The following is a 25,084-nucleotide window of genomic DNA, read 5'->3' as shown; positions in this document are numbered from 1 at the left end:
TCCCGAAACTGGGGGCGCAGCCCCCAGTTTCGGGAAGGGGCGGGGCTGGGGAAAGAAACCCTCCCGCACCCGACCACACGCCGTTCAGCCCGCCTGGGACCCCGCCAGCACCTCCGGACGCAGCAGCGCCGCCAGGCGATCCGCGGGCAACAGCCCTTTTTCCAGGACGAGTTCGGCAACTCCGCGCCCCGTGGCGAGGGCCTCCTTCGCAATGCCCGTGGCCGCCTCGTACCCGATGTACGGGTTGAGCGCGGTCACCAGGCCGATGGAGTTCTCGACGGCCTCGCGCAGCACGTCCTCGTTGGCCGTGATCCCGGCGACGCAACGTTCGGCGAGGGTGAGGCAGGCGGCGCGCAGATGCGTGATGCTCTCCGACAGCGAGTGCAGGATGATCGGCTCGAAGGCGTTGAGCTGGAGCTGCCCGGCTTCGGCGGCCATCGTGATGGTGACGTCGTTGCCGATCACCTCGAAGGCGACCTGGTTGACGACTTCGGGAATCACCGGGTTCACCTTGCCGGGCATGATCGACGAACCCGCCTGTACCGGCGGCAGGTTGATCTCGTTCAGGCCCGCCCGCGGGCCGGACGACAGCAGCCGCAGATCGTTGCAGCTCTTCGAGAGCTTCACGGCGATCCGCTTCAGTACCCCGGACATCTGCACGAACGCGCCGCAGTCCTGCGTGGCCTCGACGAGGTTGGCGGCGGTGACCAGCGGCAGCCCGGTGATGTCCGCGAGGTGACGGCGCGCGGCCTCGGCGTACCCGGCGGGCGCGTTGAGCCCGGTGCCGATGGCCGTCGCGCCCAGGTTGATCTCGTGGATCAGCTCGACCGCCTCGGCGAGCCGGCTGCGGTCCTCGTCCAGCATCACCGCGTACGCCGAGAACTCCTGGCCGAGCGTCATCGGCACCGCGTCCTGAAGCTGCGTACGCCCCATCTTCAGCACGTCGCGGAACTCGACTGCCTTGGCGGCGAAGGCGTCCTGCAGCACGGCCATTGCCTGGAGCAGCCCGCGCACGGCGAAGATGGTGGCGATGTTGACGGCAGTGGGGTAGACGTCATTGGTCGACTGGCCCAGGTTGACGTCCTCGTTCGGGTGCAGGAACTCGTACGCGCCCTTGGGGTGGCCGAGCAGCTCCAGCGCCCGGTTGGCGACGACCTCGTTGGCGTTCATGTTCGTCGAGGTTCCGGCGCCGCCCTGGATGACGTCGACGACGAACTGGTCGTGCAGCTTCCCGTCGCGGATCTCCTGGCAGGCTTCGACGACGGCCGCTGCCTTGGCGGGGTCCAGGAGGCCGAGTTCCTCGTTGGCGCGGGCGGCGGCCTCCTTGACGGCGGCGAGGGCGTCGATCAGGTGGGGGTAGGCGGAGATCGGCGTGCCGGTGATGGGGAAGTTCTCCGTGGCACGCAGGGTGTGGATGCCCCAATAGGCCTCGGCGGGTACATCGCGGTCGCCGAGCAGGTCGTGCTCGCTACGGATGGCTGCGACGGTCATGACAGTGCGGGTCCCTCTTTCGGGGTTGAAGAAGTTGAAGAATGCGTACGTGGGGCGCCCGACGGGGGCGCCCCAAAGGGGCGCGGGGCTGTGTCAATTTGCGGCTCCGCCGCGCGGGCGCGACCAGCCCAACACGGCCCGCAGCCTGCAACCACCCTCACCCGGCAGACGCAGCACAGCGCCCACGCAGACGCAGCGCAGCGTTACCGCGGCAACGGGTCGAGCGCACGGACCGGACGAACCGACCCAACCCGCACACCGCCCCCGAGCAACGGAACGTCGGCGAACTCGGCCAGCACCGCGGGATCAACTCCCGCACGGGCAAGCACCGCAGCAACCACAGGCACACGTGCCCGGTCCGCCCCGTCCGCGATCTTCACGGCGACGGCCCGGCCGTCGGGAAGCGCCGCGACGTGTACGCCTTCGAAGCCGTCCTTGGTGAGCAGCCCCGGCACGGCCCGCATCAGCGCGGCGACGTCGCGGCCGGAGCCGGACGCCATCTCGGCGTGCTCGCGCATCGCGTCGGCCACGAGCGCCTCGGGCGTGTCGGGTGGGGCGGTGGTGATCCGGGCGGCGGTGCGTGCGAGCCCGTGCAGCGAGACGGAGAACAGCGGCGCCCCGCAGCCGTCGACGGACACCTGCGCGACGGCCTGCCCGGTGAGGTCCTCGACGATCTCCGCGATGGCCTGCTGGAGCGGATGCGCGGGGTCGAGGTAGTCGTCGAGCGACCAGCCGTTCAGCCGCGCCGTGTAGAGCATCGCCGCGTGCTTGCCCGAGCAGTTCTGGGCGAGCCGGGACGGCAGGCGCCCCGCCCGGATCCAGTCCTCGCGGACGACCGGGTCGAAGGGCAGGTCCGGCACATTGCGCAGGTCGTCCTCGGCGAGCCCGGCCAGCTCCAGGATCCGCCGGGTTCCGGCGAGATGCCGCTCCTCGCCGGAGTGGCTGGCCGCGGCCAGTGCGAGCAGCTCCCCGTCGAGCGGCAGTCCGGCCCGCAGCAGCGCCACGGCCTGTACGGGCTTGAGCGCCGAACGCGGGTAGAAGGCCGCCTCGATGTCGCCGATCTGCAGTTCCACGTTTCCGTCGGCGCCGAGCACGACGACCGAACCGTAGTGGATGCCCTCGATGACACCGCCGCGTACGAGATGCGCGACGGGCGCGTGCAGCGGTTCCCGGACGGCGGGCGCCTCGGCGAGCGAACTTCCGTATTCGGCAAGGGTGTTGAGGCTCACGCGTCCCCTCCGGACTTCCGTACGGCCGCCACCCGGCCCCTTACGCCGAACCATCCCGCCACCAGCGCCGCCACGATCAGCGGCAGACACAGCACCGTCGTACGTCCCGGTCCCCCGTCGGCGTACATCAGCACCAGCACGGAGGCGAGGAAGAACAGCGTGACGAGTTCCGTCCAGGGCGAGCCCGGCAACCGGTAACCGGGGCGCTCCAGCTCGCCGTTCTGCGTCTTCCGCCAGAACAGCAGATGACAGATCATGATCATGCCCCAGGTGGCGAGGATGCCGATCGCCGCGAAGTTCAGCACGATCTCGAACGCGTCGGCGGGGACGACGAAGTTGAGGCCGACGCCGAGGACACAGATGCCGCTGGTGAGCAGGATCCCGCCGTACGGGACCTGGCTGCGGCTCATCACCGAGGTGAACTTCGGCCCCGAGCCGGACATCGCCATGGAGCGCAGGATGCGGCCGGTGGAGTACAGGCCGGAGTTCAGCGACGACATGGCGGCGGTCATCACGACGAGGTTCATCACGCCGCCCGCGGCCGGGATGCCGATGTTGGACAGCACGGTGACGAAGGGGCTCTCGTCGGCGCTGTACGACGACCAGGGCAGCAGCATCGACAGCAGGACCACGGAGCCGACGTAGAAGAGACCGACGCGCCACATGATGGAGTTGATCGCCTTCGGCATGATCTTCTCCGGGTTCTCCGTCTCGCCCGCCGCGACACCGACCAGCTCGACGGAGGCGTAGGCGAAGACGACGCCCTGGACGATCAGCAGCATCGGCAGCAGGCCGTTGGGGAAGACGCCGCCGTTGTCGGTGATCAGTGAGGGGCCGGGGGTGGTGCCGTCCACGGGCTGCTGGGTGACCAGCAGGAAGATGCCGATGAGCATGAAGGCGACCAGGGCGCCGACCTTGATGATCGCGAACCAGAACTCCAGCTCACCGAAGATCTTCACGGAGATGAGGTTCACGGTGAGGACGACGGCGAGCGCGATGAGCGCGATCACCCACTGCGGGATGTCGGAGAACATGCCCCAGTAGTGGGTGTAGGTGGCGACCGCGGTGATGTCGGCGATGCCGGTGGTCGCCCAGTTGAGGAAGTACATCCAGCCCGCGGTGTACGCGCCCTTCTCGCCCATGAACTCCCGGGCGTACGACACGAAGGCGCCGGAGGAGGGCCGGTACAGGACGAGTTCGCCGAGCGCCCGTACGACCAGGAAGGCGAAGACGCCGCAGACGGCGTAGGCGATGAAGAGCGAGGGGCCTGCGTCGGCGAGGCGGCCGCCGGCGCCGAGGAAGAGGCCGGTGCCGATGGCGCCGCCGATGGCGATCATGTTGACGTGCCGGGACTTCAGGGACTTGCTGTACCCCGCGTCGCCGGCGTCGACGTGAACGGCCGGTTTCCGTATCTCTTCGTCGAGGGACTGCTCGCTCACGCCGGGGTCTCGCCTTCTGTGGGGGGTTTCGTGCTCGCGGGGCTTTCGGTGCTCTCGGGGCGCACGATCGCGGTGAGGGTCGTCTCGACGCGGTCGAGGTGGTGTGCCATGGCTTCGGTGGCGTCGTGCTCACTGCCGTCGATCAGCGCCTCGACGATGGCCCGGTGTTCGCGGTTGGACTGCTCGCGACGGCCGCCGAGTTCGTTGAGGAACGCCGACTGGCGGGCCAGCGCGTCACGGATCTCCTCGATGACGCGGCGGAAGACCGGATTCTGCGCGGCCTGTGCGACGGCCAGGTGGAAGAGCGTGTCCATGGCCACCCAGGCGGTGGTGTCGGTCTCGCGCTCCATCCGGTCGAGCAGGTGGGCGAGATGGTCGAGGTCCTCGGGCGTACGGCGTGCGGCGGCGTAGCCCGCGACGGGGATCTCGACGTGACGCCGGACCTCGATCAGATCACTGGCCGCGTAGTCGCCGAAGGTGGGGTCGACGACCGGCCCGTTCGAGACGACGAACGTGCCCTTGCCGGTACGGGAGACGGTCAGGCCCATCGTCTGCAGGGCCCGCAGCGCCTCCCGCAGCACGGGTCGGCTGACCTCGAGACTGCGGCACAGCTCCGCCTCGGACGGCAGCTTGTCACCGACGGCGTACTCGCCGCGCTCGATCGCACTCCGCAGATGGCTGAGCACCGCTTCCATCGCGCTGACGCGACGCGGCACCGAGCCACCTGTCTGGCTGTCTGACAGGTTCACGGGGGTGATCCTGCGGGGAACGAGAGGTGACTGTCAAGGGTCCGGGGTCGGCTCCCAGGTGAGCCCGTCGGTTACGCCCACAGGGCCTGAGCGACCGAGACTCCGACAAATGCCGCGCCGAGCCCCGCGACCACGCTCGCGATCACATTGACGGTGGCGTAGAACCGGGCCCCGTCCTCGACCAGCCGCAGGGTCTCGTACGAGAACGTCGAGTACGTGGTGAGCGCTCCGCACAGGCCGGTGCCGAGCAGCAGCTGGAGGTGGGAGGAAGCCGCTCCGGCCGCGGCCGCGCCGGTCAGCGTGCCCAGGATCAGACAGCCGACGACGTTCACGGCGAAGGTGCCCCAGGGGAAGACCGTGTCGTGCCGGGACTGCACCGCGCGGTCGGTGAGGTAGCGCAGGGGTGCGCCGACCATGCCGCCTGCGATCACCAACAGCCAGTTCACGAGGACTTCTTGCCTTTGCGACCCGCGGCGGCGGGGTTCTCCTCGCGCCCCTCGCGGCCTGCATACCTGATGACCTGGCAGTCGTCGAGGATGACCAGCCCCTCCCCCACCAGCTCGTCGAGCTCCGGCAGAAAGGCGCGTACGCGTTCTTCCGTGTCCACGATGACGATGGCCACCGGCAGGTCCTCGCTCAGCGACAGCAGTCGCGAGGTGTGGATCAGCGAGGACGCGCCGAATCCCTCGATGCCCCGGAAGACGCTCGCGCCCGCGAGTCCCGCCGCGCGCGCCCGGTGGACGATCTGCGAGTACAACGGTTTGTGGTGCCAGGTGTCGTTCTCGCCGATGAAGATCGTCAGCCGTAGGGCGTCGCCGGTCAGCCTCGTCATCGCCGCCTCCATGCCAGCACCCGGCGGGCCGCCGTCACCGCGAGCCACACCGCCACGAGCGCCGCGACCAGGGTCGCGGCGAGGTAGGCGAGGCCGGTCCGGGGGCGGCCCTCGTCGACCAGTTTCTGGATGTCGACGGCGTACGTCGAGAAGGTGGTGAAGCCGCCGAGTACACCGGTGCCGAAGAACGGGCGGACCAGCCGGTGTGCCGCCCACACGTCGGTGATCACGACCATGAAGACGCCGATCACGGCGCATCCGACGACGTTGACCCAGAGTGTGGTCCAGGGGAAGGCGCCTGTTTGCGTGGGCCAGATCAGCGAGGCCCCGTATCGGGCGCTCGCGCCGAGCGCGCCGCCGGCCGCGACCACCGCCACGACCGGCCCCTGTCCGTGCCACGACGACGGCCGCCCGGCGGGCGCGCGGAGTTCCGCGGGTCCGTCCACCTTCTCGGAGTGGGGCGCTGTCATGAACGTATGTCTCCTGGTCGTGGCAGGAGATCAGGCTAACGCTCCGGGGTTCTCAGGCGCCCGCGGCCTCTCGTTCGATGCTCTCGAACCGGTCCGCCATCGCCTGCTGGAGCGCCTGGGCACCGGACAGCGGGCGGACCATGACCGTGAGGTCGTCGATCCGGCCGTCCTCGTCGAAGTGCAGGATGTCGCAGCCCTGGATCGCCCGGTCGCCCACGCGCGCCTCGAAGACGAGGGCCAGGTCGCGGCCGTCCGGGTTCGCGATCTCTCGGACATAGCGGAGGTCCTCGAAGACGTGCAGGACAGCGCCCAGGATCGCCGCGGTGATCGCCTTTCCGGCGTACGGCTTGAACACCACGGGACTGGTGAACACGACGTCCTCGGCGAGCAGGGCGACGACGGCTTCGTGGTCGCCGTCCTCGACGGCCTTGCGGAAGGGATTCATGACCCACCTCATAGTCAATTTGTTGATTAGGTGTGTCGGACATTACGCTCCTCGCATGGCACTGCGCAACGCCCTGTTGGCCACGCTCCTGGACGGCGAGGCCTCCGGCTACGACCTGGCGAAGACCTTCGACGCGTCGGTCGCCAACTTCTGGATGGCGACGCCCCAGCAGCTGTACCGCGAGCTGGACCGCATGGCGTCCGAGGGACTGATCGAGGCCAGGGTCGTACGCCAGGAGCGCCGTCCGGACAAGCGGCTCTTCGCGCTGACGGAGGCGGGCCGGCGGGCTCTGTACGACTTCACGGCCGCGCCGGCCCGGCCCACCGCGATCCGCGACGAGCTGCTCGTCAAGCTGCAGGCGGTGGACGAGGGCGACGGCCCGGCCGTACGCGCGGCCGTCGAAGAGCGCATCGAACGGGCCCGGGGAAAACTGGCCCGGTACGAACGCCTCCGGCTGCGGTTGCTCGACGGCCGCACCGAGGAGGAGCATCTGACCCGGTCCGAGCGTGTGGGCCCGTATCTCACGCTGTTGGGCGGCATCGAGTTCGAGGAGGCCAACGTCCGCTGGGGCGAGCGGGTGCTCGCGATCCTTCAGCGGCGGACGGCGGCGCGCGAGTCGCGGTGACGGCCGGGGTACGTACGGAGGGATCACCGAACCCGGAGGTGCTGTCGTGTACTACCCGTTGACCGTCCGTGACTTCCTCGACCGTGCGGCCCATGTGTATCCGGACCGCGTCGCCGTCGTGGACGAACCGGAGCAGCCAGGACCGAGTCTTGGGGAGCTCACGTACCGGGAGCTGGCCGCCCTGGCGCGTGCGCAGGCCGCCCGGCTCGACCGTCTCGACGTTCCCGTGGGCGGGCGCGTCGCGGTGGTCTCGCAGAACTCGGCTCGGCTGCTGACCTCGTTCTTCGGGGTCTCCGGGTGGGGGCGGGTCCTGGTACCGGTCAACTTCCGCCTCACTCAGCCGGAGATCGACTACATCGTCCGGCACTCCGGCGCGTCCGTCGTCTACGCGGACGCGTCGTGCGCGCAGATGCTCGACACGCTCGACGTCAAGCACAAGTTCGTCCTCGGCGAAAGCGACGACGAGGAACTCTTCCTGCACGGCACCGAGCCGCGCGAGTGGGCCGAGCCGGCCGAGGGCGCCACGGCCAGCATCAACTACACGTCCGGAACGACCGCCCGCCCCAAGGGAGTTCAGCTCACGCACCGCAATCTGTGGCTGAACGCGACGGTGTTCGGGCTGCACACCACGATCAGCGACCGTGACGTCTATCTGCACACCCTGCCGATGTTCCACGCCAACGGCTGGGGCATGCCGTACGGCGTCACGGGGGTCGGCGGCCGTCACATCGTGCTCCGGCAGGTCGACGGCGCCGAGATCCTGCGCCGCGTCGAACGGCACGGCGTCACCCTGATGTGCGCGGCGCCCGCCGTCCTGAACGCCGTGCTCGACGCGGCGGCCGACTGGGACGGTGAGATCCCCGGCCGCGACCGGGTCCGCATCGTGTGCGCGGGCGCGCCGCCGCCGACCCGCACGATCGACCGCGTGATGAGCACTCTGGGCTGGGAGTTCATCCAGATCTACGGCCTCACCGAGACCTCCCCGCTCGTCACGGTCAACCGCGGACGTGAGGAGTGGGACGACCTGGACACCACCGAACGCGCCCGCCGCCTTGGCCGGGCAGGGGTGCCCGCTCTCGGCGTACGCGTCGACGTGGACGTCGACGGCGAGGTACTCACCGCCTCGAACCACAACCTGGACGGCTACTGGGACCAGCCCGAGGAGACGGCGAAGGCGCAGGCAGGCGGCTGGTTCCACACCGGGGACGGCGGATACGTCGACGACGAGGGCTACTTGGTGATCTCCGACCGCAAGAAGGACGTGATCATCTCCGGCGGCGAGAACGTCTCGTCGATCGAGGTGGAGGACGTGATCACCTCGCATCCCGCCGTGCGCGAAGTGGCGGTCATCGGCATCCCGGACGCGAAGTGGGGCGAGCTGGTCACCGCGCTCGTCGTGACGGACGGATCGGGCGTCACCGCCGAGGAGCTGATCGCCCACTGCCGTACCCGGCTCGCCGGTTTCAAGACGCCCAAGCGGGTCGACTTCGTCGAGTCGCTGCCGCGTACGGCCACCGGGAAGCTGCAGAAGTTCAAGCTGCGCGAGCCGTTCTGGACGGACGGCGGCACCAGTCTGTGAGCCGTCATGCCGAACACCGTGATCCGGACAGCGTCCGCATCACACGAAGTCTGCGCGACGAGCTGTACGACTGCGCCGACGTGACCTAGGGAGGGCCCGGCCGCTTCTGCGGCCGGGCCCTCCCTCACCTGCGCACTCGTGGCTGAAGCGCACTCAGCGGTGGCTGAACCACGACATCGCCGGGAGCGCCCTGTCGTCGTAGCCGAACAGGGCCTGGTTCTCCCAGCCGTTGCCGGAGGAGGCGTCGGTCGGGTCCCAGCCGTTGCCGGAGACCGCGGTCCAGGTGGATTCCCAGTAGAAGATGCCGAGGCCGCGGCCGTTCGGGACGGCCTCCACGATGCTCGCGATGTCCTTCATCCACTGCGTCTGGCCGGCCGTCGAGGCCGGGTACCCGGACACCAGCTCACCGCTCGTGTTAATGATGTCCTCGTGCGCGTCCTCACTGCCAAGACGGAACGGGTAGGCCGTCTCGGCGACGTAGACCGGCTTGCCGTAGCGGGACGCTGCGTCGTCCAGGGTGGTCTGGAAGTCGTGGAGCGAACCGTGCCAGTAGCCGTAGTAGGACAGGCCGATGACGTCGAACTTCACGCCGTTGGAACGCGCGCTGTCGAACCACCAGCGGGTGCCCGCCAGGTCGCCGCCCTTGGCGAGGTGCAGCGCCACGGTCGTGGACGAGTTGACCGCCTTGACCGCGTCGTAGCCGGAGTTGAGCAGCCCGGCGAGCTGCGCCCAGTTGTCGGTGGAGCCCTCGTTCCAGAGCATGCCGCCGTTGATCTCGTTGCCCACCTGCACCATGTCGGCCGTCGTGCCCTGCGCCTTGAGCGCGCCCAGCACGTCGTACGTGTGGTTGTAGACGTCGCTCTTGAGCTGGCTGTACGAGTGGCCGGACCAGGCGGCGGGCTTGGACTGGGCGCCCGGGTCGGCCCAGGTGTCCGAGTAGTGGAAATCGACAAGGAGCTTCATGCCCTGGGCCTTGACGCGCTTGGCCATCGCGAGGACGCGCGTCTTGTTGTTGTAGCCGTCGGCCGGGTTCACCCACACCTTGAGGCGGGCGTAGTTCTGCCCGGCGGACTTGAGGATGGCGAGCGCGTCCCCGGTCGTGCCGGAGCTGGTCTTGTAGACGCCGCCCTTGGCCTCGCTCTTCGCGAGTGACGAGACGTCAGAGCCCTTGACGGCCAAGGCAGCCGTCGAGCCGGAGGTGAACGTCAGGTCGTCGACGTTGAGCCAATTGCCCGCGTTGGCATCGGAGTTGATGCTGACCGTGCACTGGTTGTTCGTCACCGACACGGGGACGACGATCCGGATCCACCCGCTGGTGGAGACCGGCAGATCGGTGCGCTGCTCGGCGCCTCCGCAGTTCTTGAGCGCCATGTAGGCGGACTTCTGCCCGCCGCCCGAGCGCACCCAGGCCCTGAGGGTGTAGTTCCCGTTGGTCAGCCCGGACAGGTACTGGTAGGTCTCCACCTTGTACGCGGAGGACGCGTAGTGCGACAGGCGGTAACTGCCGCTGCGGCCACCGGACTCCACGAACGACGCGCCGGTGGAACCGTACTCCGACCAGCCGCTGGGCGCGGCGGCACCGGAGCCGTCGGACTCGAAGCCGACGTTCTGGAGCGTGCTCGCCGCGACCGCCGACTGTGCGGGCAGGGCGGTGAGGGCGAGCCCGGCCGCGAGCGGCAGCAGCAGGGCCTTGAGCGTGCGTCTGGGATGGAACATCGTCGTCCGTCGTCCCTTCGACGTGATGGGTATGGGGGGTGCCCCTCCCGATGGGGAAGGGAGGGCACCCTCCGCCCGCGGCTCGTGTGCTCACACGGGCGGAGGGAGTCGGCTCAGCCGTCGAGTCGTACGACCCGGACGGCTCCCGCGGGGACCGCGAGGTGCCCCGCGGCGCGTTCGCCCGTCAGCAGTTCGGTGCCGTGCGCCTCCAGCGGCACTTTGGCGTCCGACGGGGTGTGGTTGATCGCGAAGAGGTAGGTGCCGGACTCGCCGGTGCGGCGCACCACTTCGACGTCGCGCGGCAGGTCGGCGCGGGGCGCGATCCGGGCGTCCTCGGCGGCCCAGCCCATGAGGGCGTCGAGACCATCGTGTCCGAGGCGCGTGGAGACGTACCAGGCCGTGCCCTCGCCGAGCCGGTGCCGGGTGACCGCGGGGTGGCCCGCGGTGAGTCCGTCGGTGTACGTCCACACGGTCTCGGCGCCGCGCGGCACCACGAACTCCGACCACACGTCAGCGGTGAGTTCGGAGCCGTCGGGGCCGGCGATGGACACCCGGTCGCCCGCCAGCAGGGGCGAGAACTCCTCGACGGTCAGGCCGAGTACGTCCCGCAGCGGGCCCGGGTAGGGGCCGTCGTGCACGGCGTCGTGCTCGTCGACGATGCCGGAGAAGTACGAGACGACGAGGGTGCCGCCGTTCTCGACGTACTCCTTGAGGTTCCGTCCGGCGGCCTCCGTCATCAGATACAGCGCGGGCACGACGACAAGGGGATAAGCCGACAAGTCGGCTTCCGGATGAGCGAAATCGACCGTGAGGTGACGGTCGAAGAGGACTTCGTAGAAGGCGTCGGCGCGCTCGCGCGGGTCGTGGTCCTCGCTGGGGCGCCACTGGAGAGTCTGGGCCCACCAGGAATGCCAGTCCCAGAGCACGGCCACGTCGGCGACCGTGCGCGCCCCCTGGATCGGCGCCAACGCGCCTACGGACGCGCCGAGTTCGACCACCTCGCGCCACACCCGCGAGTCCGTGCCCGCGTGCGGCAGCATCGCCGAGTGGAACTTCTCCGCGCCGCGCCGCGACTGCCGCCACTGGAAGAACAGGGCGCCGTCGGAGCCGCGGGCCACATGGCCGAGGGAGTTGCGGGCCATCTCGCCGGGGGCCTTGGCGGGGTTGCGGGGCTGCCAGTTGACGCCCGACGTGGAGTGTTCGAGCAGGAGCCAGGGGGCGCCGCCCGCGACGGAACGGGTGAGGTCGGCGGCCATGGCGAGGTTCACGTGCGTACGGCGGCCGTCGGTGATCAGGTAGTGGTCGTTGGTGACGAGGTCGACCTCGCGGCCCCAGGCCCAGTAGTCGACGGAGTCGCACTGGCTGAGGGCGGTCATGAAGTTCGTGGTGACGGGGATGCCGGGTGAGAGGCGGTGCAGGATGTCGCGTTCGGTCACGAAGTTCTCGCGCATGGTGGCGTCGGCGAAGCGCTTGTAGTCGAGCGCCTGGGCCGGGTTGCCGACCGTGGGGGTCACCCGGGGCGGGTTGATCTGGTCGAAGTCCGCGTACCGCTGGCCCCAGAAGGCGGTTCCCCAGGCCTCGTTGACGGCGTCGACCGTCTCGTACGTCGCCTCCAGCCAGCGGCGGAAGTGCGCGGCACAGGAGTCGCAGTAGCAGGCCGAGACGGGGACGCCGTACTCGTTGTGGACGTGCCACATCGCAAGCCCGGGATGGTCGGCGTACCGCGTGGCGAGGCGCGTGGTGATGGCCGAGGCGGCCTCGCGGTAGTGCGGATTGCTGTGGCAGATGGCGCCGCGCGAGCCGAACTCGTACCGCGTCCCGTCGGCGGCCACGGGCAGCGCCTCGGGGTGCGCCCGGTAGAACCAGGCCGGCGGCGCCACGGTCGGCGTGCCGAGGTCGGCGCGTATCCCGTTCTCGTGCAGAAGATCAAGAAGCCGGTCGAGCCAGCCGAATTCGTACGCCCCGGGTGAGGGCTCCAGCAGCGCCCAGGAGAAGATCCCGACGCTCACCATCGTGACGCCCGCTTCGCGCATCAGCCGGACGTCCTCGTGCCAGACGGCTTCCGGCCACTGCTCGGGGTTGTAGTCCCCACCGAAGGCGAGCCTGGTGAGGCCCTTGGGGGTGGTCTCCGGCATGGATCTCTCCCGTTTGGTCGATCATTTGGGAACGTGCACACACAGCGCTGACGGCGCGATCCCAACATAACCGCACAGCAACAACCATTGACAAGTGTCCTGGATGTTTCTCTACTGTGAACGCTCACAGAAGCAGCGGGCGAGCCGTAGGGGCGCGCCGGTGTCGAGGGTGCGAGCGCGCGGAGGCCCGAAGGGTTGAGCACGGTCGTGCCCTCGACACCGGCTGAAGCGCCCCGGAGGCGACCGCGCAAAAAAAAGGGGCAGGTCGCCGCGACAGAGCGGAGGCCCAGGTCAGGGAGAAAAGATCCATGCCAAACACGAAGCTCCGTCGTCTTGTGGCCACCTCGGTGGCCGTCGCGCTCGGTGCGGCCGCACTCGCCGCGTGCGGCTCCTCCGACGAGGACAGCGAGGCCGACTCGGGGCCGGTCTCGCTGACGTACTGGTCCTGGACGCCGGGCATGGACAAGGTCGCCGACCTGTGGAACAAGGGCCCGGGCAAGGACGAGCAGATCACCGTCACGGTGAAGAAGCAGGCGTCCGGCGACACCCTCGTCACCAAGATCCTCACCGCGCACAAGGCGAAGAAGGCCCCGGACCTGGTGCAGGCCGAGTACCAGGCGCTGCCGACCCTGGTCAGCAATGACGCGCTCGCCGACATAGCCGGTGACGTGGACGGGGTGAAGGACAAGTTCGCCGAGGGTGTCTGGCAGCAGACGACGCTGGGTTCGGACGCGGTGTACGCGATCCCGCAGGACTCCGGGCCGATGATGTTCTACTACCGCGAAGACCTCTTCAAGAAGTACGGCCTCGAAGTCCCGGGGACCTGGGACGAGTTCGCGGAGACCGCCCGCGCGCTGAAGAAGAAGTCCCCGGAGACGGACCTGACCACCTTCTCCGCCAACGACTCCGGGCTCTTCGCGGGTCTCGCCCAGCAGGCCGGCGCCAAGTGGTGGACGACCGAGGGCGAGAAGTGGAAGGTCGGCATCGACGACGCGGCGACGCAGAAGGTCGCCGACTTCTGGGGTGGTCTCGTCAAGGAAGGCGCGATCGACAACCAGCCGATGTACACGCCGGCCTGGAACAAGTCGCTCAACACCGGCAAGCAGATCGCCTGGGTGAGCGCGGTCTGGGCGCCGGGCACCCTGACGACCGCCGCTCCCGACACCAAGGGCAAGTGGGCGATGGCCCCGCTGCCGCAGTGGTCGGACGGCGAGAACGTGACCGGCAGCTGGGGTGGCTCCTCCACGGCCGTCACCACGGACTCCAAGAACAAGTCGGCCGCCGCGAAGTTCGCCGCCTGGCTGAACACCGACCCTCAGGCGCTGACCGCGCTCGCGAAGGAGGGCGGCATCTACCCCGCCGCCACGACCGCGCAGCCCAGTGACGCCTTCGCCGAGCCGCCGGCCTTCTTCGCCAACCAGCCGGACTTCTACACCCGGGCCGCCGACATCGCGAAGACCACCGCGCCCTCCGCTTGGGGCCCGAACGTGAACGTCGCCTACACCACCTTCAACGACGCGTTCGGCACGGCCGCCAAGAACAAGTCGGACTTCGGTGCCGCCCTGAAGACGATGCAGGACGACACGGTCGGCGACCTCAAGAAGCAGGGCTTCGAGGTCGCGGAGTGACCAGCGCACGCAAGGACCGGAAGTCGTACGGGGTCAAGGGTGCCCCGTACGCCTTCCTCCTCCCCGCGGCGATCCTGTTCGCCCTCTTCTTCGCCCTCCCCATCGGCTACGCGGTCTGGCTCAGCCTCCACAAGGTCCAGGTCAAGGGCCTGGGTCTGGGCTCGGGTGCCCGCAGCGAGGTCTGGGCGGGCCTGGAGAACTACACCGACGCCCTCACCGACTCGGAGCTGCTGGACGGCGCGCTGCGCGTGCTCGGGTACGGCGCCATCGTGGTCCCGGTGATGCTGGGTCTCGCCCTGGTGTTCGCGCTGATGCTCGACTCCGAGCGGGTCAGGCTCGCGCCGTTCACCCGGCTCGCGATCTTCCTGCCGTACGCGATTCCCGGCGTCGTCGCGGCGATGCTGTGGGGCTTCCTGTACCTGCCGGATGTCAGCCCCTTCTACTTCGTGCTCGACAAGCTGGGGATGCCGCAGCCGGATCTGCTGGACGGCGGGCCTCTCTACATCGCGCTGTCCAACATCGCGGTCTGGGGCGGCACCGGCTTCAACATGATCGTCATCTACACCTCGCTGCAGGCGATCCCGGCCGAGGTGCACGAGGCGGCGAAGCTGGACGGTGCCACCCCGCTGCAGACCGCGCTGCGGATCAAGATCCCGATGGTGGCGCCCTCGCTGGTGCTGACCTTCTTCTTCTCGATCATCGCGACGCTCCAGGTGTTCAGCGAACCGACCACCCTCAAGCCGCTCACCAACTCCATCTCCACGACCTGGAGTCCGCTGATGAAGGTGTACCAGGACGCCTTCCGCAAGGGTGACATCTACTCGGCTGCCGCGGGCGCCGTGCTCATCGCCATCGCCACCCTCGTCCTGTCCTTCGGGTTCCTCCGCGCCGCCAACTCCCGTACCAGGCAGGAGCAAGCACGATGAGTTCTCTTGCCGTCCGCAAGGCCGCTCCGGCCGCCAGCACCACGCCCGGCACCGCGCAGGGGCCGCCGCTGCGCCGCCGGATCTCCTTCGTCCCGACCGTCACGCTGCTGCTCGGCGCCCTCTACTGCCTGCTGCCGGTGGCCTGGGTGGTGATCGCGGCGACCAAGTCCGGCAGTGAGCTGTTCTCGACGTTCACGTTCCTGCCGGGCACCGGCTTCGCCGAGAACCTGAAGGACCTCAACGCCTACCGCGACGGCGTCTACTGGAAGTGGATGGGCAACTCCGCCCTCTACGCGGGCCTCGGCGCCCTCCTGTCGACAGCCGTCTCCGCGCTCAGCGGCTACGCCCTCGCGATCTACCGCTTCCGCGGCCGCGAGACCGTGTTCAACATCCTGCTGGCGGGTGTGCTGATGCCGCCGGTCATCCTGGCGATCCCCCAGTACCTGCTCCTGGCGAAGGCCGACCTGACGGATTCGTACGCGTCGGTGCTGCTGCCGCTGGTCCTCTCGCCGTACGGCGTGTACCTCGCACGGATCTACGCCGCCGCGGCCGTGCCGAGTGATGTGGTCGAAGCCGGGCGGATGGACGGGGCGAGCGAGTGGCGGATCTTCACTCGGGTCGCGCTGCCGATGATGGTGCCGGGTCTGGTGACCGTCTTCCTGTTCCAGTTCGTGGCGGTGTGGAACAACTTCCTGCTGCCGTACATCATGCTCAGCGACGACGAGAAGTTCCCGATCACGCTGGGTCTGTTCACGCTGCTCGAACAGGGCGCCAACACTCCGGCGTTGTACACGCTCGTGATCACGGGTGCCCTGCTCGCGGTGATCCCGCTGATCGCGCTGTTCCTGGTCATCCAGCGGTTCTGGAGCCTCGACCTGCTGTCCGGAGCCGTAAAGTCATGACCATGCACTCGACGGGGGGCCGGCGCAAGCCGCCGACGATCCATGACGTGGCGCGCGAGGCCGGTGTCTCGCGCGGCACCGTCTCCCGCGTCCTCAACGGCGGGCACTACGTGAGCCCGACGGCGCAGGAGGCGGTCAACGCCGCCATCCGCAAGACGGGTTACGTCGTCAACCGGCACGCCCGCTCGCTGATCACCGGACGCTCGGACTCGATCGGTTTCCTGCTCACCGAACCCCAGGAGAGGCTGTTCGAGGACCCCAACTTCAATGTCCTGCTGCGGGGTTGCACGCAGGCGCTGGCCGCGCACGACATCCCGCTGCTGCTGATGCTGGCCGGCACGGAGGACGAACGGCGGCGCATCGCGCGGTACATCACCGCGGGCCATGTCGACGGAGTGCTGCTGGTGTCCAGCCACTCCGGCGACCCGGTCGCCGAGCAGCTGCGGAAGGCGGGGGTGCCGCTCGTCGCCTGCGGCAAGCCCATCGGCCTGGGATCCAAGGTGAGTTACGTGGCCGCGGACGACCGGGACGGCGCCCGGGACATGGTGCGACATCTCCTGTCGCTCGGCCGCCGCCGTATCGGTGTGGTGACCGGTCCGCTGGACACACCGGGCGGTGTCGAACGGCTCGCGGGCTACCGGGAGGTGCTCACCGAGGCGGGTATCGAGGTCGACGAGCGGCTCATCGTCTCCGGCGACTACAGCCGCTCCAGCGGAGAGGCGGGCGCCGAGCGGCTGCTCGCCCAAGTGCCCGACATGGACGCCGTCTTCGTTGCCTCCGACCTGATGGCGCAGGGCGTACTGGCCGTGCTCCAGCGGGCCGGCCGCCGTGTCCCGGAGGATGTCGCGGTCGGCGGCTTCGACGACTCCCCCGCCGCCACCGCCGCGAGCCCCGAGCTGACCACCATCCGGCAGCCCTGGGACCGCATCAGCGCGGAGATGGTGCGCGTGCTGCTCGCCCAGATCGGCGGCGAGGACCCGGCGGCGGTGATCCTGCCGACGGAGCTGGTGAAGCGCCGCTCGACCTGAGCACCAGGGCGGCCTCAGGGTTCGACGAGGCCTTCAGGGTTCGACGAGCAGGAGCCGTACACCGTCCGCCGACAGCGTCAGACCGTCCGGCGAACCGGGGTCGATGCTGAGCGAGCGGCCGCCCTCGGGCCAGTGGGCCGGGAGCATGCCCAGCGGGACGAGGTGGTAGCACTGGACGTCCGGCAGCGCCTGGGCCATGCGTTCCTCCGAGGTGAAGACCTGCACGGTGCGGCCCGTCAGCGGGAGGTCCAGCTTCAGGGCGTCCGCCTCGTCGTCACAGGGGTCGGCGGGCACCAGCACCTCGCTCCCGGCGAGCAGTGCCCGCGCGTCGACGTCCTGGCCGTTGTACGCCAGGACACCGAGGGCGCGCAGGATGACGGTGGCCGGGTCTTCGTCGGGAGGGCTGGTCATGGCGGTGCGTTTCGTCCGTGCCCCGCGGGCGCGACATTGCGTCCGCGGGAACATGGCTCGCATACCCCTCGATCGCACGCCCATGCGAGGCACGCACGAACGCCCGGTACACTGGATGATCGCGAAGGGGAGTAGCTCTGCGAACCGGTCGTCGACACACTGGAACCCACGGGTTCCCGGTGGCCGGGCCCGCGTGAACATGCGGGTGGGCGAGACCTTCGGCCAGGCATTGATGTGCTCGCACGCCGTGCGGCGCACCCGTCATGCCGGGCCGATCGGTTCTCCCGTCGCCCCAGCCGAGGGCGCTTCGCGAAGATCCGGGGGTCCGGCCCGTACAGAAAGCCACCCGGATGAATCTCGACCCCCTGGCGATCATCACCGCCTTCGGGCTGATCTTTCTCGCCGAACTGCCCGACAAGACGATGTTCGCGTCGCTGGCCATGGGCACCCGTATGCGGCCGTTGTACGTGTGGTTCGGCACGTCGACCGCGTTCGCCGTGCACGTCGCGATCGCCGTCGGCGCCGGAAGCCTCATCGGCCTCCTTCCCGACTGGACCGTCAAGTCCGTCTCGGCCGCGCTCTTCGCGTTCGGCGCCTTCATGCTGCTGCGCGGCGGAGCGGACGACGACGAGGAGGACACGGGCGGCGGGACCGTCACCGGATTCTGGCCCGTCTACACCACCGCCTTCATGGCCGTCTTCATCAGCGAGTGGGGCGACCTGACGCAGATCACCACCGCCAATCTCGCGGCGACGAACGGGACCGCCTCCGTGGCCGTCGGCTCCGCGGCCGCCCTCATGTCGGTCTCCGCCCTCGCACTGCTGGCGGGCCGTTTCATCGCCAAGCGGGTGCCGCTGAAGACCGTCCAGCGCATCGGCGGCCTTTGCATGCTCGGCCTCGCCGTCTGGTCGGCCGTCGAGATCTTCACCGGCTGACGTGTCACGTGGGGGGGCAGCCGGTCAGTTCTGGAGAAGCGAGCTCCCGTCGACCGGCCATAGCGTGAGAGCACCGGCAAGACCACCGGTGCTCTCATCGTCCGTGGAGGAGTCCGCCATGCCCGAAGGCCTCGAAGGACGAGTCGTACTACGTCGGGTTCAGGGCCGGCGGGCCGGAGGTGGGGACGTCGGCGGCGGCAAGCTGATCGCTTCCGTCAAGGACGTGGACGGCAATCTCGTGGGCCTCGTCCAGGCACCCTGACCGCTTACATGCGTCTGCACTAGTTTCAACATTCAACCAAGTGCCATTTTCTGTTACCGTGCATGTATGGCAGCAGTGAAGGCCGACTCCCGGCTCGAGGACCAATGGCGGGACATTCTGGCGGTGCACGCGCGCACGATGTGCGAGATCGACCGCGAGCTGCATCCGTACGGCCTGGGCGCCAGCGACTTCGAAGTCCTCGACATCCTCGCCTCGGGCACGGCTGCGAACCCGGGCGAACAGTGCCGCGTACAGAACATCGCCGAACGCGTCCACCTGAGCCAGAGCGCCCTGTCCCGCCTCATCGGCCGCCTGGAGAAGGAGGGCCTGGTGGAGCGCTCCGTCTGCCAGGAGGACCGCCGCGGGGTGTGGGTCGCGCTCACCCGGAAGGGCCGCGACCTGCACACCGAGGTACGCCCGCTGCAGCGTGCGGCACTCGCGCGCACGCTGAGCAGCGAGTGAGCGAGACCTCCGTCAACGGACCAGCAGAGTACGCACGCCCTCCGAGTTGAGCGTCAGGCCGTGCGGCGAGCTGGCGTCGATGGTCAGCGACAGATCGCCCGCGGGCCACTGGGAGGCCAGCGCCCCCAGGGGCACCAGCCGGTAGCGCGAGACATACGGCAGCAGCTCGGCCATCCGCACCTCCGAGGTGAACACCGGCACGAGCGGCGTCTCGCCGTCCTGTTCCAGAACGGGCAGCGACACGGTCGTGGGATCGGCCGCCGTCTCGTCATCGGTGTCGTCGGGCACCGGAACCAGCACCTCGGTGCCGGCCAGTGTGTCCAGCGCCGCGTCGTCCTCGGTGTTCTCGGCCAGCACAGTCAGCGCCCGCTCCGCCTCCGAGGTGGCGCTGTCGTTCGAGGGTATCTCCATGGCATATCCCGACGTAGTGGCGTTCTCAGGCCACCCGGGACGCGTCCACCCCGGGTGCGTGGCTCGTGTACCCGCCCAGGGCCGTGGCATTCCTGCCCCACACATCACAGAAAGCTCACGGAATGAGGGGGATGTCGCCCGAGGGCAGCCCGAGCCGGTCGCGGCCGACCCGCCGCGCGAGCGGCTCCGCCATGCTGGGGCCGACATGTGACCAGTACGTGGCCGCGTCCCGGAAGTAGCGCTGCATCCGCTGCCCGTCGCGGGCGTAACGGGAGCCCGCAGTGCGGAAGAGGGTGTTCTGCATCGCGTCCCAGGCCATGCGGCCGGCGTTCAGGAAGACCATCGCGAGACGGTTGTCCTCGACCACGGTGAAGAGGGCCTCCCCCGTCACGTTGCGGCGGCACGCCTCCATGTAGTCCTCGGCGTTGCGCTGAAGAGCTGCGTGCGCCGTGTGGATGACACCGAGCGCCTCACCCAAGTGGCGCTGGTAGTCGTGGAGTTCGGCCCGCGTGCGGTCGGGTTCGAGCGTCAGCGGTCGGTCGGCGACGATCCGCGCGTACTCGTCGGCGGCGGCGTACGCGGTGCCGATCATGATGGCGGCCAGCTCGCCGTGGAAGAAACTGATCGCGCGTCCCGCGTACAGGGGGTTGCCGTGCAGCTCCGAACCGAGGCTGCCACCCTCGACCGGCAGCTCGAGCAGGCTGACCTCGCGGGTGAAATACGAAGGGATGCGGGCCTGTTCCATCCGGATGCTGTTGGAGCCGCTGCCGCGCAGGCCGAGGACGCCGTGCCAGTCGTCGAGCAGCGTCCAGACCGCGCGCGGCGCGACGAACAGCACCATCGGTCCGGGCGGGTCGCCCGGCTTCTCGGGCGCGCGCAGGGTCTGGCCGACATAGTGCGTGGAGTACGGGGAGCCCGACGAGTACGGCCAGGTGCCGTCGAGAACGACATGGCCGCCGCCGTCCGGCCGGGCCACGCCGACGGGCATCACGGTGGATGCGGCCCGGAAGTCGCCGTCGTCGCCGAAGATCTCGTCCTGCGCCTTCTCCTCGAAGACGGAGGCGACTTGGAGGACGTGGGCGGCCGTGAGTGAGAGGGCCCAGCCCGTGGAGGGACAGCCGCGGGCGATCTCGGTGACGACTCGATAGAAGGTCGGCAGGCCGAACTCGTATCCGCCGTAGCGGCGCGGTTGCAGGATCCGGTAGAAGCCGGCCCTCAGAAAGTCCTCGTGGGTGTCCTTCGGATAGCGCGTCAACCGCTCGGTCTCCGGCTGACGTTCGAGCAGCGCGGGCCGCATGGCCACGGCCCGCTCGATCAGTTGGCTTTCAGTCAGGGCGGGTTCGGGAGGGGCGATCACGGTGCCTCCTGACGCGTGGGGCCGTCCGTACGTAGCGCGGTACCGGTGATTGAACACGCGACGGGCACCTTCTGTACCCACGGAATAGCGCCAAGTAGGCGGAGCCGTGGGTGATTCGGGGGGCGCGAGGGGAGCACACCTCCTCACTGCGTGCTGCCGCGCGCCGCCTCCACGGATGACTAACAGAGATCGATTTGCACTAGATCTATACACACAGCGTGATGGCACGGATGCGCCACGTCATCAGGCATACGACAGAGCAAAAGGAAAAGGAGAACGATGTCGGTCCAGACGAGCACGACCTCGGCCGCGAGCGCCGATGAGCAGGAGCGCGAGCAGCAGAGCCTCGGCACCGCCGCCGCGCGGAACCTTGCCACGACCACCAAGTCCGAACCCCAGATGCAGGGCATCAGCTCACGCTGGCTGACCCGCATGCTGCCGTGGGTGAACGTGCCGGGCGCCACCTACCGGGTCAACCGGCGCCTGTCGTACCGGGTCGGAGACGGCCGCGTGACATTCGTGAAGACCGGCGCGAGGGTGAAGGTCATCCCGGCCGAGCTGGGCGAACTGCCACTGCTGCAAGGCTTTTCGGACGGTGACGCGCTGGACGCCCTGGCCGAGAAGTTCGTACAGAAGGAGTTCGAGCCGGGCCAGGTGATCGTCCAGGAGGGCCGCAAGGCCGACCATGTCTTTCTGATCGCGCACGGCAAGATCGAGAAGCTCGGAGAGGGCAAGTACGGCGACGAGGTGGTCACGGGCCTGATGGCCGACGGGGACACCTTCGGCGGCCACGTCCTGGCCGGGGCCGACGGGAAATGGGAGTTCACGGCCCGCGCGGCGACAGCCACCACGCTGCTCGCGCTGCCGCACTCGGCGTACAAGGCGGTGGCGGAGCGGCACGACGCGCTGCGCCAGCACGTGCAGACGCTCAGTTCCGACGGGCACAGGCCGTGCAACAAGTCCGGCGAGGCCGACATCGCGATGAGCTCGGGTCACGAGGGCGAGGCCATGTTGCCGGGCGCCTTCGCGGACTACGAACTCTCCCCGCGTGAGTACGAGTTGAGCGTGGCCCAGACCGTGCTGCGCGTGCACAGCAGGGTCGCCGACCTCTACAACGAGCCGATGAACCAGACGCAGCAGCAGTTGCGCCTGACCATCGAGGCCCTGCGCGAGCGCCAGGAGTACGAACTGGTCAACAACCAGGACTTCGGGATGCTCCAGAACGCCGACTACGACCAGCGGATCTCCACGTTCTCCGGGCCGCCGACCCCGGACGACCTGGACGAGCTGCTCAGCATGCGGCGCGGCACCCGCTGCATGTTCGCCCACCCGCGGGCCATCGCCGCCTTCGGCCGTGAGTGCAACAAGCGCGGCATCTACTTCAGCGGTGTCGAGCTCAACGGCCATCACCTGCCCGCGTGGCGGGGCGTTCCGCTGCTGCCGTGCGGCAAGATCCCGATCAGCAAGGAGGGCTCCTCGTCGATCATCGCGATGCGTACGGGCGAGAGCGACCAGGGCGTGATCGGCCTGTACCAGACGGGCATCCCGGACGAGGTCGAGCCGGGCCTGAACGTGCGGTTCATGGGCATCGACGAGAAGGCGATCATCTCCTACCTGGTCAGCACCTACTACTCGGCCGCGGTGCTGGTGCCGGACGCACTGGGCATCCTGGAGAACGTCGAGGTCGCCCGCACGAACGGGGGCTGACGGCGGTGTCGTTGATCTCCCGGGCCCTCGCGCCGGCGGCCGCCCATGACGTGGCGGGCATGGTGGTCGGCCTGCTGCAGGATCCCAGACGCCCCGGCAAACGGGACGTGCTCGCACGGGTCAAGCCCGACGCCGGACGTACGTCGCCCGGGGTACCACGGCTGCCCAGCAGGCCGACCGGGCTCGGCACTTCGGGGGTACGGATCCCCACACCGGGCGTGGGGGTCCCCCCGCTCATGGGGGTCCCCCCGCTCGAGCGAAGTCGAGAGTGGGGGAGCAGCCGAGAGTGGGGGAGGCCGGCAGCTCCGCTCGCCGACCGGAGCGCGGTCACCCCGGACTCACTCCCCCGTCTCCCCTCGGGCCCGACCGGCCTGGGCACTTCGGGGACCCGTCCGCGACCGGAGCCGTCGCAGCCGTCGAAACCGGCCGCGGCGAAAGGTCCGGTGATCTACTGCCCGCCCGCCGTCCGGGACGATCCCGCACTCGGCGAGGAGGTCAACGAGCGGCTGGTGGAATGGGCCGAGGAGTGCGGGATCTACCCCGGCCAGCTCGACCGGGTCCGGTCGGCCGGCTTCGGCCGGCTGATCATGCTCGCGCACCCCGACTCGGACGACCCGGACCGGCTGCTCGCGGCGGCGAAGTGCGCACTGTCGGAGTGGGCGGTCGACGACCACTACGTCGACGGCGAGGCGGAGGAGGCCCGGCACGAACTGCTCGGCCAGCGCCTGGCGATCGCCCACTCGGTGATCGACCAGGCCCATCTCCCGCTGCGCTACGCACCGGAGCTGGAGGAGGTCGTACGGAAGGATCCCGTCACGGTCGCCCTCCGCTCCGGCCTGGACAACCTGGCCAGGTACGCCACGACGACACAGGTGCGCCGACTCCGACACGAACTGGCGATCATGTTCGTCGCGTACAACCAGGAGGCTGTCTGGCACACGGCCGAACAGACCCCGCCGGTCTGGGAGTTCCTGATGCACCGGCACGAGAACAGCTTCGTGCCGTGCATGGCGCTGATCGACGCGGTCGGCGGCTACGAGCTGCCGCAGGCCGAGTTCGCCGATCCGCGGGTGCGTCGCGCGTTCACCATGGCGGGTACGGCGAGCGTGATCGTCAACGACCTGTACTCGATGGGCAAGGAAGACCCCACGGACCTCAGCCTGCCCAGGGTGATCGCCGCCGAGGAGAAGTGCTCCTTGCGGGAGGCCGTCGAGCGCACCGTCCTCATCCACGACGAGCTGATGCACACATACGAAGCCGAGGCCGCCGTCCTCGCGGCCGCAGGATCACCGCAGTTGGCCCGCTTCCTGGCCGGCGTGTGGGCCTGGCTGGGCGGCAGCCGCGAGTGGCACGCGGGCAGTGCCCGTTATCACCAGAACTGATCAAGGAGTACGACCATGACCACGTCCGTCACCAAAGTCCTGCGCACCGACTACCAGAGGTCCGTGGCCGACTACTGGAACACCGAGAGGGACCCGGTCAACATCCGTCTCGGCGAGGTCGACGGCCTCTACCACCATCACTACGGCCTCGGTGATTACGACCCGTCGGTCCTGGAGGGCCCCGCGGAGACCCGCGATCAGCGGATCATCGAGGAGCTGCACCGGCTGGAGACCGCCCAGGCCGAGGTGCTGCTCGACCACCTCGGCCCGATCGGAGCCGACGGCCGGCTTCTGGACGCCGGTTCCGGGCGCGGCGGCACCAGCTTCATGGCCAACCAGCGGTTCGGCTGTGCCGTGGACGGAGTCTCGATCTCCGAGGAGCAGGTGGCCTTCGCCAACCGCCAGTCCGAGGAGCGGGGCGCGAGCGACCGGGTCCGCTTCCACTTCCGGAACATGCTGGACACGGGTTTCGCCACCGGTTCACGGCGCGGCATCTGGAACAACGAGTCCACGATGTACGTCGACCTCTTCGAGCTGTACGGGGAGTTCGCCCGGCTGCTCGAGTACGGCGGCCGGTATGTGTGCATCACCGGCTGCTCGAACGATGTCACCGGCATGCGCTCCAAGGCCGTCAGCCGCATCGACGAGCACTACACGTGCAACATCCACCCCAGGAGTGAGTACTTCAAGGCCATGGCCGCCAACGGCCTGATCCCGATCAACGTGGTGGACCTGACCGCGCAGACCATCCCGTACTGGGAACTGCGCGCCAGGTCCTCGGTCGCCACGGGCATCGAGGAGCCGTTCCTGACCGCGTACAAGGAGGGCAGCTTCCACTACCTGCTGATCGCGGCCGACCGCATCTGAGCACGGACGGCGACGGGCGTCGGTCCCAGGCCCCCCGCGGGCTGTCTCTTATACACACTGACGCTGCCGACGAGAAGGTTGGTGTAGATCTCGGTG

General features: G+C 69.1%; 24 protein-coding genes and 1 pseudogene. 12 read left to right on the top strand and 13 right to left on the bottom strand.

All coding sequences use genetic code 11. The annotated features are described in order from the left end of the window. Positions 1-84 precede the first annotated feature (84 nt). The 8 genes from aspA to G5C60_RS35545 form a co-directional block, all read right to left on the bottom strand. The gene (aspA, locus tag G5C60_RS35580) at positions 85-1,491 is read right to left on the bottom strand and encodes an aspartate ammonia-lyase (RefSeq protein WP_165265574.1); all 1,407 of its coding nucleotides are present in this window, start codon (positions 1,489-1,491) and stop codon (positions 85-87) included. Between the two features lie 203 nt (positions 1,492-1,694). Next, positions 1,695-2,720: an asparaginase gene (locus G5C60_RS35575; protein WP_338146029.1), complete on the bottom strand. Its 1,026-nt coding sequence runs from the start codon at positions 2,718-2,720 to the stop codon at positions 1,695-1,697. After that, the gene (locus G5C60_RS35570) at positions 2,717-4,159 is read right to left on the bottom strand and encodes an amino acid permease (RefSeq protein WP_165265570.1); all 1,443 of its coding nucleotides are present in this window, start codon (positions 4,157-4,159) and stop codon (positions 2,717-2,719) included. Before G5C60_RS35570 ends, G5C60_RS35575 begins: the two co-directional genes overlap by 4 nt. Then, a complete protein-coding gene (locus G5C60_RS35565) occupies positions 4,156-4,908 on the bottom strand; it encodes an FCD domain-containing protein (protein WP_165265568.1) in 753 nt (250 codons plus the stop codon). Before G5C60_RS35565 ends, G5C60_RS35570 begins: the two co-directional genes overlap by 4 nt. A 71-nt stretch (positions 4,909-4,979) precedes the next feature. Beyond that, positions 4,980-5,354: a fluoride efflux transporter CrcB gene (crcB, locus tag G5C60_RS35560; RefSeq protein ID WP_165265566.1), complete on the bottom strand. Its 375-nt coding sequence runs from the start codon at positions 5,352-5,354 to the stop codon at positions 4,980-4,982. Then, positions 5,351-5,740, bottom strand: a complete 390-nt coding sequence (locus G5C60_RS35555) for a DUF190 domain-containing protein (protein ID WP_165265564.1) — start codon at positions 5,738-5,740, stop codon at positions 5,351-5,353. Before G5C60_RS35555 ends, crcB (G5C60_RS35560) begins: the two co-directional genes overlap by 4 nt. Then, the gene (crcB, locus tag G5C60_RS35550; protein WP_165265562.1) at positions 5,737-6,210 is read right to left on the bottom strand and encodes a fluoride efflux transporter CrcB; all 474 of its coding nucleotides are present in this window, start codon (positions 6,208-6,210) and stop codon (positions 5,737-5,739) included. Before crcB (G5C60_RS35550) ends, G5C60_RS35555 begins: the two co-directional genes overlap by 4 nt. A 52-nt stretch (positions 6,211-6,262) precedes the next feature. Further along, complete coding sequence (locus tag G5C60_RS35545) at positions 6,263-6,655, bottom strand: nuclear transport factor 2 family protein (RefSeq protein WP_165265560.1); 393 nt, start codon at positions 6,653-6,655, stop codon at positions 6,263-6,265. 55 nt (positions 6,656-6,710) lie between these two features. Between G5C60_RS35545 and G5C60_RS35540 the strand changes: the two genes are divergently transcribed. Continuing rightward, on the top strand, positions 6,711-7,280 hold the full coding sequence (locus G5C60_RS35540) for a PadR family transcriptional regulator (RefSeq protein ID WP_165265558.1): 570 nt from the start codon (positions 6,711-6,713) through the stop codon (positions 7,278-7,280). Between the two features lie 46 nt (positions 7,281-7,326). Beyond that, positions 7,327-8,859 (top strand): AMP-binding protein, encoded by a 1,533-nt coding sequence (locus tag G5C60_RS35535; protein ID WP_165265556.1) that lies wholly within the window; start codon positions 7,327-7,329, stop codon positions 8,857-8,859. A gap of 153 nt (positions 8,860-9,012) precedes the next feature. On the opposite strand, the gene G5C60_RS35530 is transcribed toward G5C60_RS35535, so the two are convergent. Both G5C60_RS35530 and G5C60_RS35525 read right to left on the bottom strand, forming a co-directional pair. Next, positions 9,013-10,575: a glycoside hydrolase family 53 protein gene (locus tag G5C60_RS35530; protein ID WP_165265554.1), complete on the bottom strand. Its 1,563-nt coding sequence runs from the start codon at positions 10,573-10,575 to the stop codon at positions 9,013-9,015. A gap of 113 nt (positions 10,576-10,688) precedes the next feature. Further along, the gene (locus G5C60_RS35525; protein WP_165265552.1) at positions 10,689-12,710 is read right to left on the bottom strand and encodes a beta-galactosidase; all 2,022 of its coding nucleotides are present in this window, start codon (positions 12,708-12,710) and stop codon (positions 10,689-10,691) included. 308 nt (positions 12,711-13,018) lie between these two features. Between G5C60_RS35525 and G5C60_RS35520 the strand changes: the two genes are divergently transcribed. The 4 genes from G5C60_RS35520 to G5C60_RS35505 are packed head-to-tail and all read left to right on the top strand — an operon-like array spanning position 13,019 to position 17,194. Continuing rightward, on the top strand, positions 13,019-14,338 hold the full coding sequence (locus tag G5C60_RS35520; RefSeq protein WP_165265550.1) for an extracellular solute-binding protein: 1,320 nt from the start codon (positions 13,019-13,021) through the stop codon (positions 14,336-14,338). Beyond that, complete coding sequence (locus G5C60_RS35515; RefSeq protein ID WP_165265548.1) at positions 14,335-15,264, top strand: ABC transporter permease subunit; 930 nt, start codon at positions 14,335-14,337, stop codon at positions 15,262-15,264. Before G5C60_RS35520 ends, G5C60_RS35515 begins: the two co-directional genes overlap by 4 nt. After that, a complete protein-coding gene (locus tag G5C60_RS35510) occupies positions 15,261-16,166 on the top strand; it encodes a carbohydrate ABC transporter permease (RefSeq protein ID WP_165265546.1) in 906 nt (301 codons plus the stop codon). Before G5C60_RS35515 ends, G5C60_RS35510 begins: the two co-directional genes overlap by 4 nt. Beyond that, entirely contained in the window at positions 16,163-17,194 is a 1,032-nt protein-coding gene (locus tag G5C60_RS35505) for a LacI family DNA-binding transcriptional regulator (RefSeq protein WP_165265544.1), read from the top strand. The genes G5C60_RS35510 and G5C60_RS35505 overlap by 4 nt, the downstream gene beginning before the upstream one ends. Positions 17,195-17,227: 33 nt before the next feature. On the opposite strand, the gene G5C60_RS35500 is transcribed toward G5C60_RS35505, so the two are convergent. Beyond that, positions 17,228-17,605, bottom strand: coding sequence for an SseB family protein (locus G5C60_RS35500; protein WP_165265542.1), 378 nt, complete (start codon positions 17,603-17,605; stop codon positions 17,228-17,230). Positions 17,606-17,955: 350 nt separating this feature from the next. Here G5C60_RS35500 and G5C60_RS35495 point away from each other — a divergent pair, with 350 nt between their 5' ends. From G5C60_RS35495 to G5C60_RS35485, 3 genes and pseudogenes are all read left to right on the top strand, one after another. Next, positions 17,956-18,540: a TMEM165/GDT1 family protein gene (locus G5C60_RS35495; protein ID WP_165265540.1), complete on the top strand. Its 585-nt coding sequence runs from the start codon at positions 17,956-17,958 to the stop codon at positions 18,538-18,540. Positions 18,541-18,724: 184 nt separating this feature from the next. Then, positions 18,725-18,802 (top strand): annotated as a pseudogene (locus G5C60_RS54310) (VOC family protein); the annotation flags it as partial. Positions 18,803-18,868: 66 nt separating this feature from the next. Next, positions 18,869-19,264, top strand: coding sequence for a MarR family winged helix-turn-helix transcriptional regulator (locus G5C60_RS35485; RefSeq protein WP_165265538.1), 396 nt, complete (start codon positions 18,869-18,871; stop codon positions 19,262-19,264). Positions 19,265-19,276: 12 nt separating this feature from the next. Here G5C60_RS35485 and G5C60_RS35480 read toward each other — a convergent pair whose 3' ends face one another. Beyond that, positions 19,277-19,675, bottom strand: coding sequence for an SseB family protein (locus G5C60_RS35480; RefSeq protein WP_165265536.1), 399 nt, complete (start codon positions 19,673-19,675; stop codon positions 19,277-19,279). 115 nt (positions 19,676-19,790) lie between these two features. Further along, entirely contained in the window at positions 19,791-21,032 is a 1,242-nt protein-coding gene (locus G5C60_RS35475) for an acyl-CoA dehydrogenase family protein (RefSeq protein WP_165265534.1), read from the bottom strand. Positions 21,033-21,311: 279 nt separating this feature from the next. Between G5C60_RS35475 and G5C60_RS35470 the strand changes: the two genes are divergently transcribed. The 3 genes from G5C60_RS35470 to G5C60_RS35460 are packed head-to-tail and all read left to right on the top strand — an operon-like array spanning position 21,312 to position 24,988. Beyond that, positions 21,312-22,739 (top strand): family 2B encapsulin nanocompartment shell protein, encoded by a 1,428-nt coding sequence (locus tag G5C60_RS35470; protein WP_165265532.1) that lies wholly within the window; start codon positions 21,312-21,314, stop codon positions 22,737-22,739. A 59-nt stretch (positions 22,740-22,798) separates the two neighbouring features. Continuing rightward, entirely contained in the window at positions 22,799-24,121 is a 1,323-nt protein-coding gene (locus G5C60_RS35465) for a family 2 encapsulin nanocompartment cargo protein terpene cyclase (protein ID WP_277611423.1), read from the top strand. 15 nt (positions 24,122-24,136) lie between these two features. Continuing rightward, positions 24,137-24,988, top strand: coding sequence for a geranyl diphosphate 2-C-methyltransferase (locus G5C60_RS35460; RefSeq protein WP_165265528.1), 852 nt, complete (start codon positions 24,137-24,139; stop codon positions 24,986-24,988). Positions 24,989-25,084: the final 96 nt, after the last annotated feature.

This window comes from Streptomyces scabichelini, from assembly GCF_011045015.1.
In the GTDB taxonomy this organism is placed as follows: domain Bacteria; phylum Actinomycetota; class Actinomycetes; order Streptomycetales; family Streptomycetaceae; genus Streptomyces; species Streptomyces scabichelini.
Note: the sequence above shows the minus strand (reverse complement) of the source record. Positions and strands in the feature narration are given on the sequence as shown.